This is a genomic window from Winogradskyella costae (assembly GCF_013403865.1).
Lineage (GTDB): Bacteria > Bacteroidota > Bacteroidia > Flavobacteriales > Flavobacteriaceae > Winogradskyella > Winogradskyella costae.
In genome coordinates, this window is the sequence record NZ_JABFDK010000001.1 from 163,733 (window position 1) to 183,946 (window position 20,214).

General features: G+C 32.2%; 18 protein-coding genes. 11 read left to right on the plus strand and 7 right to left on the minus strand.

Annotation, left to right across the window (positions count from 1 at the left end; genetic code table 11):
* Positions 1-82: 82 nt before the first annotated feature.
* Positions 83-451: a DUF1801 domain-containing protein gene (locus HM986_RS00710; protein ID WP_179333167.1), complete on the minus strand. Its 369-nt coding sequence runs from the start codon at positions 449-451 to the stop codon at positions 83-85.
* Positions 452-548: 97 nt separating this feature from the next.
* Here HM986_RS00710 and HM986_RS00715 point away from each other — a divergent pair, with 97 nt between their 5' ends.
* Positions 549-1,457, plus strand: coding sequence for a transglutaminase domain-containing protein (locus HM986_RS00715; protein WP_179333168.1), 909 nt, complete (start codon positions 549-551; stop codon positions 1,455-1,457).
* A gap of 39 nt (positions 1,458-1,496) precedes the next feature.
* Here HM986_RS00715 and HM986_RS00720 read toward each other — a convergent pair whose 3' ends face one another.
* Positions 1,497-1,850: a hypothetical protein gene (locus HM986_RS00720; RefSeq protein ID WP_179333169.1), complete on the minus strand. Its 354-nt coding sequence runs from the start codon at positions 1,848-1,850 to the stop codon at positions 1,497-1,499.
* Positions 1,851-1,957: 107 nt separating this feature from the next.
* Here HM986_RS00720 and HM986_RS00725 point away from each other — a divergent pair, with 107 nt between their 5' ends.
* From HM986_RS00725 to HM986_RS00760, 8 genes are all read left to right on the plus strand, one after another.
* Positions 1,958-2,566 (plus strand): hypothetical protein, encoded by a 609-nt coding sequence (locus HM986_RS00725; protein WP_179333170.1) that lies wholly within the window; start codon positions 1,958-1,960, stop codon positions 2,564-2,566.
* A 61-nt stretch (positions 2,567-2,627) separates the two neighbouring features.
* Positions 2,628-2,921, plus strand: coding sequence for a winged helix-turn-helix domain-containing protein (locus HM986_RS00730; protein WP_179333171.1), 294 nt, complete (start codon positions 2,628-2,630; stop codon positions 2,919-2,921).
* Positions 2,922-3,020: 99 nt separating this feature from the next.
* Complete coding sequence (locus HM986_RS00735; protein WP_179333172.1) at positions 3,021-4,415, plus strand: DUF4153 domain-containing protein; 1,395 nt, start codon at positions 3,021-3,023, stop codon at positions 4,413-4,415.
* 330 nt (positions 4,416-4,745) lie between these two features.
* The gene (locus HM986_RS00740; RefSeq protein WP_179333173.1) at positions 4,746-5,264 is read left to right on the plus strand and encodes a hypothetical protein; all 519 of its coding nucleotides are present in this window, start codon (positions 4,746-4,748) and stop codon (positions 5,262-5,264) included.
* On the plus strand, positions 5,261-5,875 hold the full coding sequence (locus HM986_RS00745; RefSeq protein ID WP_179333174.1) for a SanA/YdcF family protein: 615 nt from the start codon (positions 5,261-5,263) through the stop codon (positions 5,873-5,875). Before HM986_RS00740 ends, HM986_RS00745 begins: the two co-directional genes overlap by 4 nt.
* A 15-nt stretch (positions 5,876-5,890) precedes the next feature.
* Positions 5,891-6,298 carry a ribosomal maturation YjgA family protein gene (locus HM986_RS00750; RefSeq protein WP_179333175.1) on the plus strand — a complete coding sequence of 136 codons (408 nt, stop codon included), beginning with the start codon at positions 5,891-5,893 and terminating at the stop codon, positions 6,296-6,298.
* Positions 6,286-6,951, plus strand: coding sequence for a DUF1361 domain-containing protein (locus HM986_RS00755; RefSeq protein ID WP_179333176.1), 666 nt, complete (start codon positions 6,286-6,288; stop codon positions 6,949-6,951). The genes HM986_RS00750 and HM986_RS00755 overlap by 13 nt, the downstream gene beginning before the upstream one ends.
* Before the next feature lie 4 nt (positions 6,952-6,955).
* Positions 6,956-7,657: a hypothetical protein gene (locus HM986_RS00760; protein WP_179333177.1), complete on the plus strand. Its 702-nt coding sequence runs from the start codon at positions 6,956-6,958 to the stop codon at positions 7,655-7,657.
* Between the two features lies 1 nt (position 7,658).
* Here HM986_RS00760 and HM986_RS00765 read toward each other — a convergent pair whose 3' ends face one another.
* Positions 7,659-8,861, minus strand: coding sequence for an NAD(P)-dependent oxidoreductase (locus HM986_RS00765; protein WP_179333178.1), 1,203 nt, complete (start codon positions 8,859-8,861; stop codon positions 7,659-7,661).
* 439 nt (positions 8,862-9,300) lie between these two features.
* On the opposite strand from HM986_RS00765, the gene HM986_RS00770 reads away from it, so the two are divergent.
* Positions 9,301-10,254, plus strand: coding sequence for a T9SS type A sorting domain-containing protein (locus HM986_RS00770; RefSeq protein WP_179333179.1), 954 nt, complete (start codon positions 9,301-9,303; stop codon positions 10,252-10,254).
* A 92-nt stretch (positions 10,255-10,346) separates the two neighbouring features.
* Here HM986_RS00770 and HM986_RS00775 read toward each other — a convergent pair whose 3' ends face one another.
* From HM986_RS00775 to HM986_RS00790, 4 genes are all read right to left on the minus strand, one after another.
* Positions 10,347-13,163 (minus strand): M16 family metallopeptidase, encoded by a 2,817-nt coding sequence (locus HM986_RS00775; RefSeq protein ID WP_179333180.1) that lies wholly within the window; start codon positions 13,161-13,163, stop codon positions 10,347-10,349.
* A gap of 185 nt (positions 13,164-13,348) precedes the next feature.
* The gene (locus tag HM986_RS00780) at positions 13,349-14,695 is read right to left on the minus strand and encodes a RagB/SusD family nutrient uptake outer membrane protein (RefSeq protein WP_179333181.1); all 1,347 of its coding nucleotides are present in this window, start codon (positions 14,693-14,695) and stop codon (positions 13,349-13,351) included.
* Between the two features lie 13 nt (positions 14,696-14,708).
* Positions 14,709-18,161, minus strand: coding sequence for a SusC/RagA family TonB-linked outer membrane protein (locus tag HM986_RS00785; protein ID WP_179333182.1), 3,453 nt, complete (start codon positions 18,159-18,161; stop codon positions 14,709-14,711).
* A gap of 174 nt (positions 18,162-18,335) precedes the next feature.
* Positions 18,336-19,502, minus strand: coding sequence for a FecR family protein (locus tag HM986_RS00790; RefSeq protein ID WP_179333183.1), 1,167 nt, complete (start codon positions 19,500-19,502; stop codon positions 18,336-18,338).
* A 94-nt stretch (positions 19,503-19,596) separates the two neighbouring features.
* On the opposite strand from HM986_RS00790, the gene HM986_RS00795 reads away from it, so the two are divergent.
* Positions 19,597-20,214: an RNA polymerase sigma factor gene (locus HM986_RS00795; protein ID WP_179333184.1), complete on the plus strand. Its 618-nt coding sequence runs from the start codon at positions 19,597-19,599 to the stop codon at positions 20,212-20,214.

Consider the following 20,214-nt stretch of genomic DNA (forward strand, 5'->3'; position numbering starts at 1 on the left):
GATCTTAAGGCCAATTTGAGACATTAACTTAATATCTCAATATCAAATAACTATATTCCATATTGACACTGAACACTAAAACCTACCCTTTCTTATAGAACCCTTTTTCCTTCAATCCTTCTACTTCTTTCAATATTGAAATAAAAACAGAATCATCAATATCTTCTAGTGTTTTATAGCGTAATGATTTAACCACTTTCCTATTTTCGGAAATTAAATACGCATCCCATTGTTTTGATAAATGTGCGGAATGCCAAAAGCCAACATCAACGTAATCTTTACTTTTATTGAGGTAGCAGATTGGTCGCTTATCTATATAATAGCATGGCATTCTCCATTTGTATAATAAATCAGCTTCTGGTAAGGTATACTCAACCAATACTTGCAAATGCATACATATGGATTTGAAAGGTTCTTGCTGTTTTAGGATGTGTGCTTCGGCCGGATTCAAAACTGGAATAATTTTTGTCTAAATTAGTAATATGAAAACATTTCTGCTAGTCTTTTTTATATTTTCAGTACAACTGGTGTGCTCTCAAAATTACAAGATGATCGATTCGCTTGTAAACACTTATCCTACAAAATTTAAGTCAATCGAAAGCCTTGCTGATAGAATTAGAACAGATTTTAAAACAGAATTAGAGAGAACTAGAGCTGCATATTACTGGCTTGCTAATAATATTACTTACGATTACAAAGCTTTAAGAAAGAAAAAGAAAACCAAAACAATAAAAGCCAAATCAAAATTAGAACTTGAATTGAAGCTATATCAATACAATCACAGGGTTGCTGAGAAAACATTAAGAAAGAAATCTGCCGTATGTGAAGGATATGCTCAACTATTAAATTATACATTATCTGAATTAGATATTATATCTGTTGTTATACCTGGTTATGCCAAACGCTTTGCTAATGAAATAGGACGGAAAAGAAGTAATTCTAACCACGCTTGGAATGCTGTGAAACTTGACCAAAAATGGTATTTAATTGATGTGACTTGGTCTACAGGAAATAGTATTTATAACGACAATTTCTTTAATTTTTCTGACACTTATTTTATGATTAACCCAGAAAAATTAATTCTATCTCATTTTCCAAATGATAGTCAATGGCAGTTACTAGAAAAACCAATTTCAAGAGTTGACTATTTTAATTTTCCTGCCGTATATGAAGCATATCATAAATCTGAACTTAAGCTTCAGGATAGAACGACTGGTTATATTATCACAAAAACCGATTCTATGATTCATTTATATTTTACTAAAATTGATATTAAGAAAAACTATTATTACTCGTTTGATGGAATAAGTAGATCTGATAAAATAGAATTTATAGAATTAGACGGATTATATAAAGTCAGCATACCTTACAGTTTCAAAAGACGAAGAAATTTAGCGATATCTGACGGTCAGGTGGTATTAATGAAGTTCAAAATAAAACTCTTCAAAGACCAATAACTCAATAATCATAAAACTAATCTTTATTTCAAGTCCAGTTCAAAACAATCCAATTAAACCAATCACAATTAGACCAATTCCAATAATAGCTTTAAAAGGCATTAGCTTCGCAGAAAGTGTTCTTAAGCTCACCTCTAAAGCAGGTACTTTCCCGAATACATGTGTTAAAAGTAAAATTCCTCCTAGGATACTTACGATGTTAAATAATAGGCCATCCCAAAATTCGAGTATAGCTAAAATAATAAGTGCGAGTCCGATGATGGTATCAAAAGGAGCTAAAACGCCTGCTATTTTATTAAAAAAATTATGCTCACCATCCCATTTATCAAGGGTTGCAAGACCAAGTAAGATGCCACCTGAAATATTTGCTATAGCTAAAAGTAATTCGATCATTGTGATTATGTCATTTACATGTTGATTTATAAATTTAACGAAATCTCGAAAATAAACTTGCGCAAACCGAATTATTTATTTTACTTTGTATTTCAAAGTACTTTAATATGAGCGAGAAAGATTATTTAAAAGACATTACTGAGATTAAGAATCTCATGAATAAATCATCTCGATTTATTTCCTTGAGTGGACTATCTGGAATTCTTGCTGGAATATACGCGTTAATTGGCGCTGCCATAACCTATTGGTTGGTTACAACATACAGCTATGGCACTTTAAAGCTTGATGGTTGGATTTTTGAAACCGTATTACTCATTTTATTCTTAGTAGCCTTTTTTAGTGCGTTAACTGGCATTGTTCTTACCACAAGAAAGGCAAAAAAAACAGGTGAAAAAATATGGGATAATTCGTCTAAGCGCTTATTGGTGAATTTTCTAATACCTTTGATTGCTGGAGGACTTTATACTTTAATCATCTTAAGTCAAGGTAAATATGGACAAACGGGAGGCTTAATGCTTATTTTTTATGGTTTAGCATTAATCAATGCCTCTAAATACAGTATTGGAGATATAAAATATTTGGGATTTGTTCAAATTATATTAGGATTAGCAGCTGCTATTTATCCTGGTTATGGTTTTTGGCTTTGGGTCATTGGCTTTGGAGTAATGCATATTGTATATGGAACTTGGATGCATTTTAAATATGATGTAAAGTGAGCAGGTAGTATCGCAAAAAAAATGAAGACTGAAGACTTGAAATTAACAACAAACAATAAAATTGAGCATAATAACGAACATAAATAAACTTTTTGATCATAGAATACGACTCGGCATTATGTCGGTTCTTATGGTAAACGAGTATGCCGATTTTAAAATGTTGAAAGAATTATTAGGAGCCACAGATGGTAATTTGGCAAGCCATACCAAAGCCTTAGAAAAAGCGGAATACATTTTAGTTGAGAAACAATTTATAGGTCGAAAACCGAATACAAGATACAGTGCTACGAAACTAGGAAAATTAGAATTTAAAAAACATATTGAAGCTCTTGAAAAATTAATCAATAAAACATAAAATCAACGTTCGACTATCCTCAACAAGATAGTCGAAAAATTAAACTCTTTTTTTTTACTCATTTACTTTGAATTTCAAAGTACTTTAAAATAATCAATCATGAAAAAACTAATCTTACTTATTGCAGCCCTTTTATTTAGTACCTTCTTCTACGACCAATCTATCGGACTCAACCTCTTTTTATTCAGTATACTTACAGTTATAATTCTTTTTATAAATAACAAGTCGCAATTTAAAAGTCGAAAAACCAAAATCTACACCATAGCTTACCTAATCACAGGACTGACCATCTTTTTTCATAGTTCTTCATTATCTATTATTGCCAACTTAGTTGCTTTCTTCACTTTAATCGGTCATTTATCTGAAACCAAATCTTCAATTTACATAAGTTGGCTTAATGGTTTGTACACCACTATCGCAGGACTATTTCACCGTAATTTTGCTTTCCCCATTCACAAACCAAACACTGAGAATTTAGAAAAAAAGGACAAAATAGATTATTTGCACTGGGCGAAAATCATTTTAATCCCAACCGTAATCCTCATTACTTTTATTGCACTTTACAAAGAAGGAAATCCCGTTTTTAGCAATTTAATAGAACAGATAGATTTTGGATTTATAAACATACAATGGGTCTTAGTCGCAGGTTTAGGTTACTATTTATTTAGTAATATCCATACACCAATAGAAGTAGAACCAGCCACAGAACTCGATTTACAAACTGAAAACACCTTACATAAAACAGCAGCATTTTCTATCCCCAAATTAAAACAAGAAAATCAACTAGGCGTGATTCTTATCGCATTATTAAATGCATTAATTGTAATGTATTTATTAACCGATATCACCTTTATAACAACACAACAGGAGATTAAAGCATCCTTATATTCTGCCCAAGTTCATAATGGTATTAATGCGCTCATTGCCTCTATTGTTATTGCTATCATGATTTTACTTTATGTATTTCGAGGTAACCTCAATTTTTACGAACAAAACGCCTCCCTAAAACGCCTTGCTTTTACTTGGATTATTTTAAATATTTTATTAGTGCTGAGCATTGTATTTAAAAACAGTCAGTACATCTATTATTTCGGGTTAACCTACAAACGTATTGGGGTCATTGTTTACCTTTTACTTGCTACAATTGGATTGTTTACAACGCTTCTAAAAATAAATGGAGCAAAAAACAACTGGTATTTATTCCGAATAAACACACAAGCTGCGTTTGCAATTCTCATTATTTCTAGCACAATTAATTGGGATTATCACATTACAAATTACAATTTTAATTATGCCAAATCCATGGATTATAAGTATGTCATTGCATTATCCGATAATAACACCTTATTGTTAAATGAGCAGTTAGATGACGAAAACTTAAACGGGGATTCTATCCATCAAATCGAAGAAAAATATCACAACTACGTGTATCAATTACGAACTAATAATTGGCAAGAATTACGATATGATAATTTTAAAATAGACACCGAATAACATGGCTATTCTAATCTTATTTGTTTCGCTTTTTGTTGGTGGAATCACTTTTATCTTGGTACGGCTTAGTATATCGTGCATATTTTGGGCTTCCAAATACCGACATAATAAAATGCGCGTATTCAAACTCTATTTTCCGTATTACATTATAAGTGTATTTACGCTTTGTATTGCAGCAATTATTGGATTAAACAAGCATATTGTTGCCACTTATTATTTCAGTTTCGTGTTCAGCTTGTCGCTTTTTATTTGGAGATATGAACTCATACGAAGCAGAAAAACTCGGCATCACAACAACAACTTTGTAAAATCAAATCATCTCAAATTACCATGAACAACCTATTTAAAATTTTAAAAGCATTACGCAAGCAATTAATCATTTGGTTGTTTGAACATTCACAACGGATTTACACCAATATGTTTAAAAATCATAAACCCTGGAATATCACAAAGTCTGATTTATTAAAACTTCCAAAACCTACCTTTGGAAGACACTTGGGAGAATTCTTAGATGAACATCATTTTGAACTCATTCCAAAAGTTGAGCGTCACGATTGCTACCATGTGCTTTGTGGTTACAGCACTAAAGTTGAAGACGAAATCGCGCTTCAATGCCTTTGCTATGGCAACGGCAAACGCAGTCCGTATTTGTATGGAGCCATTATTCTTGGTGTAGCCATTCTTCCTGATTACTATAAGTATTATCATCATTCTTTCAAAATAGGAAAAGCTGCCAATGCCTTTCATCATTTTGATTATAGAAAGCTCATGCATATATCCATTTCAGATTTTAGAGCTGCTATTTTTCCAAAACATGAACTAGTAAACCTTAAACACATCGCCGTATGAAAACATTTAAAATCTTAATTCTTACAGGAATCTGCATAGTTTTTGGTGTGTTCGTTACCTTTCATTGGATCAGTTTTAAAGCTAAAGACCTTACATATGATGATATGGATAGCATCCCTAAAAACAATGTCGGACTCGTCCTTGGAGCAAGCAAATGGGCACCCAGTGGCAATATCAACTTATTCTACAAACACCGAGTGGATGCAGCGGTTGCCCTTTACAAAGCTGGTAAAATAGACTACATTTTAGTCAGTGGAGATAATGGCAGAAAAGACTATGACGAACCTACTGATTTTAAAAATGATTTAATCACCCAAGGGATTCCTGCTGAACATATATTTTTAGATTATGCAGGTTTTAGAACTTTAGATTCCATAGTAAGAGCCAAGAAAATATTTGGTCAAAATGCCATCACTATTATTTCGCAGAAATTCCATAATGAACGTGCTATTTACATTGCGCAACATTATGATATTGAAGCTATAGCCTATAACGCCAAAGATGTTTATAAAACACCTCCTCGTGAATATTTAGCACGTACCAAAGCACGTTTAGACTTGCTCTTTAATGTAAATCCTAAATTTTTAGGAGATAAAATTGCTATTAAATAAAATCACACATATAACATGAAATTTCAATTCAATAAAAATTATTTAGTACTCGCACATAGCCTATTTCTTATAGAATTGGCCATCGCTTTCATCATCAAAACAGGATTTATTCGCTACACCTTTGGCGATTATCTCGTTGTTATTTTACTATATGCAATTATTAGAGGATGCACCAACTTGAATGTGAGGGCATCGAGTGTGGTTGTCCTCTTAATTGCTTATGGTATCGAATTGCTTCAACTCACCCCATTCTTAACCTACTTTAATTTACAAGATAGTTTTATGGCTAAACTTATTTTCGGTAGCACATTCCATGTCACCGACTTGCTCGCTTATACGTTAGGCATAGTAACCGTTTTAGCCGTTGAATCATTTATTTTCAAATTACAAAACAGACAAAATATAAGATTATGGAAACTATAAAAATATTAATTCAAGAGCGTTTTAAAACCTTGTCATTAATAACAGTGGCATTACTATTTAGCATTATTTTACTCATGGTACGCATGAAACTCAACAAGTCCTATGCCTTTCTGTTTTTAATATGGAATGTCTTTTTAGCCATCATCCCTTATGCCATAACGATGTATTTAAATACCACATCAAAATTGAGCAAATTAAAACTTGGGTTCTGGTTTATGGTGTGGTTAGCCTTTTTGCCCAATGCACCTTATATCGTTACGGATTTAATTCATATCAAAATAGGAAACGATTCATTGTTATGGCTCGATGTCTTGGTGGTGTTGTCGTTTGCTTTGAGTGGTTTGTTACTCTTTTATATTTCCATATTAGACATGCAAAAACTTTTGAAATCTAAATTTAAAACCCTTCCTGTTGAAATGATAAGTATTGCTATACTTTTTTTATGCGGATTTGGGGTTTACTTAGGACGATTTCTTCGTTATAATTCCTGGGAAATTATAAGTGGACCACAGTATTTATTTATGGATATTCTAAACATGATTATAGCGCCATTTCAACATTTTGAAGCCTGGTTATTCACGTTAGGCTTTGGAACATTTTTAATCGTAGGCTTTTGGATGTTTAAGACTATGAATACCTTAGAAAAAAACTAGAATTGTGAACAGAGCTTTAACATTATTTTGTCTAGTACTGTGTATTATGAGTTGTGATGAGAGATCACAAACTATAAGTCATGATGATACCATTATAACTGAAATCAAAAAAGACAGTTCAAAAATCGAAATTGCAGATTTGCCTATTCTTATTGATAGTACGGACTATTTAATTCATCCTATCGGTTATGTAACAGAGTATAATAATTCGAGATTTTCAAGTTATAGTAAAGGAAGTAGCCATGCGTCCTATTCAGTTTCACACCATAACAACTATTCAATAACAGGAGAACTCAGTAATATCAAATTCCAACATCTTAATTCGGAAAAACTAACAGCTTTAACAGATGCGCTTATTGAGATTACGTCTATCCGTTTTCTTGAAAATATTAGAGCACAAACTGGACTCCAATTTTTAGTATATACCATTAGAGATGCCGACACTAACAAAGATGCTAAACTAGATTTTAACGATGTTGAAACCTTATATATTAGTACCATATCAGGCAAAGGTCTGAAAAAGCTAACTCCAGAATTAGCACAAATTGTCGATTGGAGCGTTATTCCACAGCAAAGCCGTTTATACTTTAAAAGTATATCGGACACCAACAAAAATGGTGAGTTCGATAAAAACGACAAGGTTAATTATCAGTATGTAAATTTAGAAGATGAACGCTTAAATGTGATTCAGTACAATCCGCTGTAAATTACTTTCCGTCTATATAGTCTTGTAAATAACTGAACCGTTTCGTCAATTTACCATTTTCAGTCATTTGAGCACGTTTTAAGATTTCCCGTTCATCATTATTGAAGAAAGCAGGAATCACATGTTCTAAAAATGTTTCACCAAAACCTTCACTCGCATCTTTTGGTAATTCACATGGTAAATTATCTACTGCCATTACAGTTATTGCGCCTTTGGCATCGTAAGCCACTTCTTTTTCAGTATGAGGATCATAACCATAAAAAGGATCTTCAATAGTTGAAGGTCGTATCGTACTAGCCACAGGACCATCAATATCGCATGATATATCTGAAACTAAATTAATCTTGAAATCCGGGTGCTTGGCATCTTCTCTGGTGAACAAATACGGGGCATTATTCCCGTAAAAATGACCTGCTATAAAATAATCGGTTTCCTTTGCATAAGGCATAAAATTACTTTCATAACCAAATGGATCTTTGTAAAACTTAAAGCGGTCACCTACTTTTCCATCGGTTCGTTTGGCATACTCCATTACATCTGCCATAACATAGACAGGCTCTGTAAATTGAGATGTTAAATACAAGGCATCACTAATTTGTTTAATCCCTAAATGATCTAAAATCTCTTTGGCTCCATGTGCTACTTTTCCTGTTCCGGTGAGTAAAATTTTAATATTCGGAATGGTTATTTTATCTAATTCAGATTTCACTTCGTTTAAATCGGCGAGTGTCTCAACTTTTGGCAATGTAAATAAACCATCACGCAACCCTAAAGCTCTAAAACCATTATACGCACCAACCAAACCGGCGTAACGCCCAAAACCAATTAAGCGAGCCCCTGTTTTTCTAACAATAGTTTCATGATCAAACATTTCTATGTTTTTCTCTAACATTGCTAACAATAATTTTCTATTGTAAGGCTGTTTTTTAATGGTATGCGAGAAGTAGAAATATTTCTTATTCGGAATTAAATTTTCAATCGGCACTTCTTTAACTCCAATCATAACATCGGCATGAGAAACATCATCCAACACCTCAAATCCTAATTTTCTATAAGCATCGTCAGGAAAGATTCTTATATCCGAAGACTCAACTATAAATGTAGCCTCTGGAAATTGGCTTCTAGCTTCAGCTAAATGTTCAGGAGAAAACACCACACGTCTGTCTGGTGGATTTTTACGTTCTTTTATGATGGCGAATGTCATGTCAATGGAATTATCATTCCCAAAAAAGTGGGAAAATTATAGTTTTTACGAAAATAGTGTGATTAATAATTATGAGCAAATTAATATCATTTAACATCGTATACTAATTACCTCAATGTATTTCAATTTTAAAGCAAGTTTTAAAACTTTTTTTGAGCTAGTAAAAAGAATCATAAACTCACACAATTTAAATATATAAAGTATCTTCTTATACATTTATCAGTTAAGTGAGTACAACATAAAATTTCTTGAAATAGGTAGATTTATTTCGAAATAAAAAAAGAATTAAAACACCTCATTATTTCAAAATTAATTACAGTTAACATTTAGATAAAACACTGTAATAACAAAGATTAAAGTAACATTTATATAATAGTAAAGTAATCCCTTTGCTTGTTCTCAATTGTAGCTTTGAGCTCATTAACTAAAACAAAAAAAAATGAAAAAAATTACTTTATTACTTATGGCATGTGTTGTAATGACTATGACTACAAATGCACAATGTTTTGATGGTTCTGGCGGACATTGGCCAGGCGGAACCGTTGCTATGGAAAATACCGGTTATGCTGAAACTATTGTATTTGATACTTGGCCAAATTCAGAATATTCTCTAATTGGAAATCTTACACCAGGCTATGAATATTCTGTTTCTGGAGATAACCCTATACATATAACTGTTACAGAAAATGATGATACTGTAATTGCTCATGGTATGAATCCTTTAGTTTTTACAGCACCGGCTGGAGTGACAGAAATTACTATTTATTGGCATATTGATGCTGATTGTGGTAATGATGATACATCTACATTTACCACTATTCAATGCGTAACTTGTTGCCCTAATGATACTGCCCCGGAGCTGGCAACAGCACCTAGTCCTACTGATTTAGCATCTAACATAGAACTTCAAACAACTGATGCTTCTGTAGCTTTTAATTGGACAGCTTCTACGACTGAAGATACAAGTGTATTTTATTTAGACACTGTAAATCCTCCAACACAAGCTTACACTGATTTTGAAAATGGTGATTCTATGCCCGATTTAGAACCAGGGACAACATATTATTGGAGTGTAGATGCCACCAATTGCATGGGATCAACTACTGGTACTGTTTGGAGTTTTACTACGGACAGCACATTATCTATTGAGGATAATCTATTTGAAGCAACTAGTATTTATCCAAATCCAACTTCTGGAATTTTAAACATTAAATCTTCTGAAGCTATTGACAACGTTACTGTATTTAACTTATTAGGGCAAACGGTAGCTAATTTTGATAAAGATGCTATTACAGATTCATCTGTTAACTTATCTGAGTTATCTAAAGGGCTTTATTTAATAAAAGTTTCTTCAGAAAATAACACCCAGACGTTAAGAGTTACAAAGGATTAACACAAAAATATATCTATAGAAGAGTTTATAAAGAAAACCCAGTGGATCATGAGATTCACTGGGTTTTTAATAAAATATGCTTTTGAATGGTTTTATTCTTGATGTGAAGCTTCTGGCTTTAAAATAAACTCGGCATAATTACTCATATTAAAATAAGTATTAGCTGCATCTTTAAACATATTAGAGTCAATATTATTTATTTCTGCTTCAGAGTCTAAAATAGATTCTAATTTTAAATCATATTTAACTGCTTCTCTTAATTTATTTATCCAGTAGGCATTGATTTCTAAGAACTCCTTATAATTAGCTAATTCAGCCTCTTTTATTTTATGCAGATCCGCTTCTGTAGCTCCATCTTTTTGGATTTTTTCAATTTCTTCTAAAACTTTACTCACTAATTTCTCTACATTATTTGGGTCGCAAGTAAAACGTATATTCATTCTATACCAACCGTAAGGTATGTCGGATGCATAACCAGCAACTTGTACGCCATAAACACCAGACATTTTTTCTCGCATTTCTTCAGTAAGTTTAATTTTAAGCAATTTACCAAGTAAACTTAGCTTCGTCTTTTCTTTAAGAGAAAAGTCAAAATTATTAGTAAATCGCATGTCTACAATACTTTTATCTTCAACTCCTTTTAAAAACGTCTTTTTAACAACTGTATTAGTATAGCGCATTCCAATATCTTTCCATGTGCTCTCTTTTTCTAGATCCGATGGCAGACTTCCTAAGTATTTTGTTGTAAACTCTTTTAAGTTTTTAAGATTAAAACTACCAACAAAAACAAAGGTAAACCCATTAGCTGATGCCAAACGCTCTTTATAAAACTCAAATGCCTCGTCGATATTTAATCCATCCTCAATCTGTTGTACTGTTAAAGGCATTCCTCTAAGATGGCCTTTGGTCATAATTTCACTTATCTGATTATCAAAGAAATTCCCTGGACTTTTATCTTGATCTTTATAAATGGATTTTAAGTTTGCTTTTTTCGAATTAAAAACACCTTCGTCCTTGTTCGGGTTTGTGATATACAAATTGACCATTTGCAACATGGTCTCTAAGTCTTTTGACGAACTTGAACCAGAGAACAAATCATCGTAGAACGTAATGTTTGGAGTAACTTTTACTGTTTTCCCCATATTCAATTTGTTGAGGTTTGTTTCAGATATTCCATTAACACCACTAGAGCCAATAATATTTCCTGCATTTCTAGCTGAAACATATAGAGAATCTGGAGCCAAAGAACTCCCTCCGGGTCTAAATCCACTCATGGAAATTAAGTCGTTCTGAAATTTAGTAGGCTTAGCAATTATAGTGATTCCATTTGCTAGTTTCCACGTCGTAACATCAACATCTTCGTTATAGGTTTCGCTAATAACTTTTCCAGGCTTTGGCTCATTGGTCATTAATTTAATATCACTAAGCTCGTCTTCATAAGCTTCAAGAGGCTGTAGACTAACCTTTTTAAGTATATCTTCAATGTCTTCTTCGGTAGGTAATTTTAAATTTTCTTTGTCAATAGCATTTAATACGACTGCCACATTATCCTCTTTTATCCATTCTTTACTTAAATTATTGATCTCTTCGACTGTAACCGTTGGAAAAATTTCTTTATAAAACTGATAAATAAATTCATCACTGGGAATGGCTTTATTATCTGTAAAATTATCTATATACTGTTCTATATAATATTTTGTTGAAATTTTACCAGTCTCTTTTCTACGCATATCTGCACCGTTTAACAACTGTTCTTTAAAACGATTAAGCTCTGTATTAGTGAATCCGAACCTTTTAACGCGTTCACTCTCTACTAATAATGCTTCGATACCTTCTGGTATATTATTTTCTTTAAGACTCGCTTTTAATAAAAAAGCATCTTTATTCCCTAAAAAATTACCAATACCTGCTATTGCACTTAAGAAAGGTGCATCAGGTTGTAGTCCAATTTCATTTAATCTTTGACGTAACATTGCGGAATACAAATATTTTAAGACCTCATTACGATAGTCATTAAGTGTTACTACTTCTGTTTCATCTTTTTTGCTATATAAAGAAATACTCACACCCGAAGCTTCTTTATCTGTAATTACAGTAATAACAGGTTCTTTGTTATCAGGGATCTCATAATAAACTCTTTCTTTTGGGGTATCAGTAAGTTGAATACCCCCGAATAATTCTTTTACTTTTTTCTCTGTTTTAAGCACATCGAAATCTCCCACTAATACCAAAGCCATTAAATCTGGACGATACCAATCTTTGTAGAAACGCTTCATGGCATCATATTCAGAATTTAAAATAACATCTGTTGTACCGATTGGTAATCGCTGAGCATATCTCGAATTATTGGTTATTTTGGGGATAGACTGATAATACATACGCATTGGTGCACCACTTCTGGCTCTAAGCTCTTCTGCCACAATTCCTCTTTCATTATCAATCTCTTCATCTTCAAAGGTAATACCGTCTGCCCAATCTCTTAAAACCTGTAAACTCGTATTAAACGTTTCTTCATCGGTTGGCACAGATAATTTATAAACCGTTTCATCAAAACCAGTGTGCGCATTTAAGTCAGCCCCAAATTCAACACCAAGGCCTTGTAAATAATTAATAAGTTCATTTTTCTCGAAACTTTTAGTTCCATTAAAAGCCATGTGCTCTACAAAATGCGCTAAACCTTGTTGGTCATCTTCCTCTAAAATAGAACCTGCATTGATAACAAGTCTTAATTCTGCTTTATTTTTAGGTTTTGCGTTTTGCTTTATATAATAAGTTAGCCCATTTGCCAGTTTGCCTATTTTTACTGTTGGGTCTGTAGGTATTTTACGCTTTAAATCCTTCATTTGAGCCGACAGACTAAAACTTAAAAAGAGCAAAAGTGTTATTAAAATTACTGTTCTATTTTTCATGAATTGTTGTTATTAAAATTATTTGTGAGCCTTAAAATTTTTCAATATTATTCTAATGGGTAGCTTAACTTGTAAGTATCCATCGTAGTAAAATCTTAAATCGTTTGTAAAAACAGAGTCTTAAATTCTTCGAAAAGAACATTAAAACTCTGCTAGGGTAATCTATTGAGACTAATCAATATTTGTTATTCGTAACCAGGATTTTGATCTGTGAATGTAATGGAGCCATTACCATTTATTTCCTCTTCAGGAATAGGCAGAATATACTGGTTAGAACTTATTATAGAAGGTTTAAGCGTCATTGCTTTATTAAAACGAATAGCAGCAAACCATTCACTTCCATTCTCAAACGCAAGCTCCCGTGCGACTTCATTAAAAATGTCGTCTTTAAGTTCCTCGATATTTGCAGCTGAAGTATTACCAATACCTGCGCGATTTCTAATAACATTTAGCGGAGTACTAGCGTCAACTAAAGATGCTCCACTAAAAGCTAAGCCTTCTGCTTTTGTTAAATACATCTCTGCAAGACGTAAGAAATAAGTAGGTCTAAACACCGCTTCATTATTTGTTTTCAAAATATCAGAATCGTTATAAGTAAAATCCTTTCTAGGATCCGTATCCATAATAGTAGTGAACCAATTATCAGTTGGAGGAATACCAGAATAAAAGCGTTTACGATTGTTATCTTCTGTATCTGAATTTGCATCTCGATACGTCATTAAAATCATTTCTGAAGAATTTAAACCTTGACTAAAAACAGATTCAAAATCGGGCTCTAAGCTTGTTGTACCATCGTTAATCACTTCGTCTGCTAAAGCTGCGGCTTCTCCATATTTACCTTGATATAACAACACTTTTGCTTTTAAAGCTTTTGCTGCTGTTTTTGAGGCACGATAGGTCACTGAATAATCTGGTGCATCTAAAATTGCGGCATCTAAATCTAATAGTATTTGCTCATAACATTCTGCAACCGTATTTCTTGCCTTATTTCTAGTAACAAAATTGCTAGGCTCCGTTCGTAAAACAACACCCAAATTACTACTTTCATCAAAAAACTGACCATAATATCTAAGTGCATCAAACGTAGACATTGCTCTCAAAAAACGTGCTTCTCCAACTATTTCTTTCCTGGAAGTCTCTGAAATTAAATCCTCAGAAAGTTGGTTGGTTTGTTCTATGGTATTATTTGCAATATCCATTGTTTTATAAAACATTAACCAATAATCTCTAACGTAGATATTATCAAATTCTAATGAATTACTAGAAAACTGAATATGACTTGTTCCTGCTCCAGAACCATTCATAGATCCTATCATGGCACTAGGAATTAACTCTGAAAACATATAATATTTATCATTAATTCTAGATGTTATTGTTGTATAAACACCATTTAGTAGCGCTCTTGCATCTGTTTCGCTTTGCACCACGTTTTCTTCTACTAAATTGTTTGGGGGATCATTTTCTAAAACATCAACTAATTCGCAAGATGTAAAGAGACATATAACTAGACTATAAATAATTGTTTTTTTCATAATTTAATTTTTTTTAAAATGCAATATTTAATCCCATTGTGAATACTTTTGAAATAGGGAAACGATTATTATCTCTACCAGAACTAATATCATTATTAAATAAATTAGAAGCTTCTGGATCTGCACCGGGATAATCCGTTATTGTAAATAAGTTTTGAGCAGAGAAAAATATAGACATCGTATCTAAAAATTGAAGTTGTTCAATATCCTTTTTCGAAAACGTATAACTAAAGCTTAACGTTTTTAATCTAATGTAAGAAGCATCATAAACGTAATGAGAAGATGTTCTATCATTATTATTTGGGTCGTAATAAACCGATCGAGGTATATTGGTGTCTCTATTCTCTGGAGTCCATGCATTTAAAACACTAGTTTCCTTATTCTCACCAATAAATGTACTTCCAAAATTTGTCCCTCTAGCTAAACCAAAAGCTTCAATGTCATTACCTACTGAAAACGTAAAGAAGGTAGACAATGCAAACCCTTTATACTGAAATGTATTATTAAACCCTCCAAAGAAATCTGGTTGCGTATCTCCTATAACTGTTTGATCTAAGTTGGTTATGATACCATCTGGGACGCCGTCTGGCCCTGTTAAATCTTTAAATTTTAAATCACCTGGAGCGGTTTGAATATTTTGATAAACTCCTGAAGGCGAACCTGCATTTAAAGCATCGATAGCATTTTGATCTTGAAAAAGACCCTCAGCAACATAACCATAAATTAATCCTATTGGACTTCCTTCTTTTAAGCGTCCTCCTCCTGGAAAACCTGTTAAGAAGCCATCTTCATCTCTAAAATCATCAGAGATTTTGGTTAATTTATTTTCGTTTTTACTGATGTTGAATGATACATTCCAATTAAAATTCTTAGAGGTTATAATGTCTCCTTTTAGTTCTAGCTCAACACCTGAATTTTTGGTATTACCAATATTAGCAATAATCCTGTTATAACCGGTATTTCCTGGCGTTATTGAGGTAAATAAAGCATCTTTTGTTTCTTTAGAATAATATCCGACACCTCCACTAAATCTTCCTCTAAAAAGAGTGAAATCAAGACCGAAATCTATTTGTTCAGTTCTCTCCCATTTTAATTTATCATTCCCTAATTGGGTTATAATAACAGATGGATCTGGCCCATAATCTTCTCCTTCAAAAAGCGTTCGCCACGCGTAATCTCCAAAATCTTGTTGCCCAGTAGTTCCTATACTTGCTCTCAATTTTAATTCGTCAATAAAATCAACATTTATCAAAAACTCTTCATTTGAAAGTCTCCAAGCCGCAGCTGCTGCAGGAAAAAACGCATACTGATTATCCTTTGCAAACTTTGAAGAACCATCTACTCTTGCAGATAACGTCAATAAATATTTGTCATCAAAATCATAATTAACACGTCCAAAATAAGAGGCTAACCCTGAATAAGTTTCATATGATGATCCATCTGAAAAAACGGTAGCACTCGATATATTTGTTAATACCTCATTAGAAAAACCTTCTCCCCAAACTTTTACATTTGATATTTTATTCTTTTCAAAAGAAGCTCCGATAACTGCACTAATATTATGCTTTCCGATCAATTTATCATAGGATAAGGTATTTTGAAATAACGTACTTGCGCTACGACTCCTACTTTCTTGGGCATAACCGTCTCCATTACCTATATTACGATCCCAACCACCAACAAACGTAAATTCGGGATAAAAACTCTTTTGATTACCATCATTATAATTCAAAGAGAATAAAGTTTTAAAATTTAATCCTTCTGCCAGTTTTAATTCTGTATATATAGACCCTAATAATAAAAATGTTTTATTATTATTAAGTGCTTTAGAACGGGCTACTGGATTTTCTTGCGTATACTGTGGTGAAAAAGAATAATTTCCATCTGTATCAAAAACTGGTACATCTGGTCTAAAATCATAAATGAGCTGTGTAAGTCCTCCGTCTACAGCGTCTTGATCAGAAGAAGATATATTTACCTTAGAACCAAAGGTCCAATTGTCATTAATTTTAGTATCAAGATTAGTCGAAAAATTATATCTATTGAACCCTGTGTTATTATAAACACCATCTTGAGTATTAACTCCTAATGTCATAGAGTATCTAGACTTTTCTGAACCACCACGTATATTTAAATTATAGTTACTAGATATTGGAGCCCCAGGACTCAACTCATCTTCCCAATTTGTATCTGCATCACCAAAATAAGAACCATCCAATACCGACCTAGTAAATGCATCATCTCTTGTGCCGCTCCCTACAGCAGTTGTTAAAATATTTCTAAACTGACTCGCATTTAAAACATCTAAGGTTTGCGCACTTTGAGTACTTGTAGAGATATTAAGTTGAAATTTTGTTTTACTAGAAAATGTACCTTGTCTTGTGTTTATAATTATAACTCCATTAGCCGCTCTTGATCCGTAAATAGCAGCTGCAGATGCATCTTTTAAAACACTGATAGATTCAATATCTGAAGTATTAATATTACCGATAGGTGTGCTAATGCCTTCTTGATTTAATTCTGACCCCAAATTATTACCTTCTGAGCCGCCTGTAGGAATATTACTATTCGGAGCTACAGGAATTCCATCAATAACATATAAGGGTTGATTTGATCCTAATAAAGAAGTGGTTCCTCTAATTCTTATTCTAGCTGCTGCACCTGGCTGTCCTGATGAGCTTGTAACATTAACACCCGCAATCTGTCCTTGCAACGCATTATCTAGATTTACAGTAGGTGCCTGACTTGTAATATTTTTCATATCAACAGTCCCTACAGAACCCGTTAAATTTTCTCTTTTAACTTTCCCGTAACCAATTATAACCGCCTCCTCAAGCCCTGTAACTGATTCTTGTAATACTATATTTATAATATCACCATTTTTAGCTTCAATTTCCTTTGTTTCATATCCGATAAATGACACGACCATTGTCACAGCACTTTGAGATATGCTTAAACTGTAATTTCCATCTAAATCAGTAATAACACCATTATTTGTACCTTTTTCGAGTACTGTTGCTCCTGGTAGTGACATCCCATTTTTATCTCTTACTGTTCCTGTAATCTTACTCTGAGCTACAGACGCATTCAATTTGATTGGGTTTTCCTGATTTCTACGTAAAACAATCTGCTTTTTAACAATACGATAATCGATGTCCGTATTATCAAATATCGTTTTTAAAACACTCGATAGTTTCTCATTTTTTGTAGAAATATTTAGAAGCTTATCTTTATCTAAAATAGTTTTTTCATACAAAAATTTAAAATCAGTCTTTTTCTCTATTTGACTTAAAATAGATTCTAATTTCATCTCATTACAATCCAATGATATTTTAACATTTTGGGAATTTGATGTTGCATGGATTTGCAATAAAGTAAAAAAAAGCAAAATGGAAGTGAGCTTCATTTTTAAACTTAGTTTAGGGAGATATAGCATTTCACCTATCTCAATGATATTTTTTTGCATACTTTTGATTTGATTTTAATGTGTTAGACATGTAAATCACTTTTTTTAGATCGGGAAATGCTCCAACATTTTCCGATTTTTTCGTTATAGCTTAAAGATTGAGCCACTATAATAAAATTAAAAGTAGATTTACTTAAATAGAAATATTTACATTTTAAGTTTATAGCATAGGCATTATTTTTTATTAGAATTAATGATAATTGTATTTTTATTAAATAGATACGTAAAATTCCCTGAGTAGCTTAAGCTTTCCATCACTTGATCGATATCCTCATTATCAAATTTTGCTGTAAAAAATCTATTTTCCAATGATTTATCATGATTTACAAATTTGACATTATATTGTCTTTCTAGTTTCTTTAAAATAGCTTTGAACTCTACTTCCTTAAGAATAAGTCTACCTTTTAGCCAAGCTAAATGTGTCTCTACATCCGCTTCAGAAACTTGTATTTCACTATCCACTTTACTCCAAGCCGCTTTATACCCCGGCTTTAATAATGTTGTATTTTCTTCATTGTAAACCGCATTAGCTTTATAAACATTTACAGAACCTTCTACTAAAACGGTGTTTATATTTTCATCTTCTGGATACGACGAAATATTAAACTCTGTACCTAATACACGCACATCTATTTCATTTGCATTAACTACAAATGGGTGCTTAGCATCTTTTGCAACCTTAAAAAATGCTTCACCTTCCAAAAATACATTTCGGTTTTTTCCTTCAACAAAATTAACTGGGTATCTCAATGAGGATCCTGCGTTTACGTTTACAATTGTACCATCTGCTAATTTAACTTCGAACTTTTTACCATAAGGAACCGTTAGCGTATTGTAAACTAATACTGATTTTTTTTCTTTAGTAAAGTACTCAATTTTCTTTCCAGATTGTATTCCGATAACATTACCTTCTTCATCTACAATATCATTAGAATCATTGTCATCAATAGTCTTCGTTTTTCCATTATCTAACTTAAGCGTTATAACTTCATTTGGAAAAATAAGTTTATCATTTTTGGTTGAATACAATTCTAGATAACCATAACCTAAAGACAAGAAAACAAGTATTAATGCAGCATATTTTAATAAAGATATCTTTCTCTTAGCCATACGCTTAGTCCTTTTATCTTTATTTATAAACTCTAAAACATGTAATTCTGTTTTATTAGAATCATACGTTTTCATATTATAGTTAATAGCATAATTAACTTTTACAAAATCATTAAACAACTTCTCGTTTTTAGGGTTATCTAACCATAATGTTAGTGTATCTAATTCTTTTGAAGTTGCCTCATTTGTAAGGTACTTTACTATTATCTTTTTTATTTTTTTTGAAATCATCTATTCCAACTTCTTTATACTATAACGAAGGAAATCTTCACTACCCTTACTTATTCTTAAAATTTTTATTAATTTACCGTTGAAATTTTACATAATGCTAGATTTTTCAAGAGATAATACAAAGTTAATTGAGGCGCTAAAAAGCGGAAACACAAATGCCTACACTTTTTTAGTGAAGCAGTACAACCAAAAATTATGTGTTTATGCTTTTAGTTTGTCGCATGATCATGATTTGGCTCAAGATATAGTTCAAAATGTATTTATTCGCACATGGCAACAACGCCATAAACTTAAAAGTGAATTTGTTATACACCGGTTTCTCTACAAATTAACCTATAATGAATTTATAGATCAATATCGTAAAATGAAATCTACAATGGTTCTTGAGAAAAAATATATTGATGCTCTTGATACTATTTTGGAAGAAGAAGATAATAAACCTCGTTTTGAAAAATTAATTGATTTAGTAAAAACAGAAATAGAAAATCTGCCTCCAAAATGCAAGCAGACTTTTTTATTAAGTAAACAAGAAGGATTAACTAATATTGAAATTGCAGAATACCAAAACGTTTCAATTAAAACAGTAGAAGCTCAAATAACAAAAGCATTTTCGATTATCCGTAAAAACACAAAGGAGAATACCAACAATATTATATTCTTGCTTTTTGGTAGGAGTTTTGACAAACTTTTAAATAAATCTAACACCCTTTAA